The organism is Candidatus Collinsella stercoripullorum (assembly GCF_027669965.1).
Taxonomy (GTDB): domain Bacteria; phylum Actinomycetota; class Coriobacteriia; order Coriobacteriales; family Coriobacteriaceae; genus Collinsella; species Collinsella stercoripullorum.
In genome coordinates this window covers 1-1,741 of record NZ_JAQECM010000031.1, presented here as the reverse complement: position 1 = coordinate 1,741, position 1,741 = coordinate 1, and the positions used below count along the sequence as shown (strand labels likewise).

Here is a 1,741-nt window from a genome sequence, read left to right as displayed (position 1 = left end):
GCGGAGGCGGCCGGGATCGCACTCGACCGCGCCCCGGGGCGGGGCAGGCGCCGCTGGGGTTTCACCTGCTGGAACGAGCACGACGAGCGCTCCTGGACGCACCTGCTGGCCGAGGCGGACCGGCGGGCGGCCGAAGCCGACGGGAGGGCCGGCGCCCGCGGCATCATCGTGGCCACCGACGCGGACCCGCGGGCGGTCGAGGCGCTGCGCGCCGCGCTGAAGGGCACCGGTCTCGAGCGGGCGGTCGAGGCGCTCGGCCCCGAGGACGCCCTCGGCCGGCTCGAGGGCGGCGACGTACCCGAGGGCGCCCGGGCCGCCGCGGGTGCCGTCGTGGCCGACCTGTCCGAGCTCCCCCTGCACGGCGCCGATGCCGCATGCTCCCTGCTCGCCGAGATCCGCCGCACATCTGCGGCAGAGGGCCTGCCCGCCGTCGTCCTCGCGCGCGACGGCGGGGTCGAGCGGGCCCTGGGCCGCCCGGGGGACGTCGGGGCCCGCGTGCGGCCGGGCAACGCCCCCGCGCGCATCCTGAGCTTCCCGCCCGGCGCCGACGCGGCCGCATCCGTCGCCGAGCCCCGCGCGCACGTGGACGTGGACGGGGGCGCGCCCGTGGGCGTGCTCGTCCCCGCCTCGGACCAGTTCGCCGCGCGGCTCCGCAAGGTCGCCCGCCTTCGCCGCAAGTGGGCGCGCCGGGCGGGCGTCACCTGCTACCGCGTCTACGACGCCGACCTCCCCGACTACGCGGCGGCCATCGACCTCTACGAGGGGGCGCCGGACACCCCGGGCCGCTGGCTCGTGGTGTCCGAGTACGCCGCGCCACCCTCGGTGGACCCCGCGCTCGCGGCGGCCCGCATGCACGACATCCTCGCCATCGCGCCGCGCGTGCTCGACGTGGAGCCCGACCGCGTCGCCGCCCGCTCGCGCACCCGTGCCCGGGGCGGCTCCCAGTACGCGGCGAGCGGGCGCGCACCGCATGCGCGGCAGGGCGCGCACGGTCCCCTCGTACTCGAGGGCGGGCTCACCTTCGAGGTGAACTTCGACGACTACCTCGACACCGGCATCTTCCTCGACCACCGCGTCACGCGCTCGCTGGTCCGCGACCGCGCACGCGGTGCGCGCTTCCTCAACCTGTTCGCCTACACGGGCACCGCGACCTGCTACGCCGCGGACGGCGGGGCCGTCGAGGCCACGACCGTCGACATGTCCAACACCTACCTGGAATGGGCGCGGCGCAACATGGCCCGCAACGGCTTCACGGGGCAGGAGCACCGGTTCGTCCGCGACGACGTGCTCGCATGGGTCGATCGCCAGAGCCGCTCCCAGACGGGCTGGGACCTCATATTCTGCGACCCTCCCACCTTCTCGTCCTCGTCCAAGATGGGCGAGCGGACCTGGGACGTCCAGCGCGACCACGCCGGGCTGATAGCCCGCCTGCTTCGGATGCTCGCTCCGGGCGGCGAGATCGTCTTCTCCTGCAACCTGCGGACCTTCGAGCCCGATCTTTCCGAGCTCGCGCGCGCGGGCGCCGAGGTGAAGGACATCTCGGCGCAGACCATCCCCGAGGACTTCGCCCGCAACCCGCGCATCCACCGCTGCTACATCGTGCGACGGGCGCGCTGAGGCCGGGCGCCCGCGCACAACCGCGGGTTGAGGGACGGTAGGCGGCCCCGCACCCGACGCGGTGCCGGGTGCGGGGGCCCGCGGCGGGCGGCGGATCCCCGCGGGGGCATCGGCGCAGCCCGCG

At 76.3% G+C, this 1,741-nt stretch carries 1 protein-coding gene; it reads left to right on the top strand.

What is annotated here, in order from left to right; translation table 11 throughout:
- Window positions 1-1,617 (top strand): class I SAM-dependent methyltransferase (locus tag PHA29_RS07060; protein ID WP_270848865.1); only part of this gene is annotated, 1,617 nt, incomplete at its 5' end.
- Window positions 1,618-1,741 lie beyond the last annotated feature (124 nt).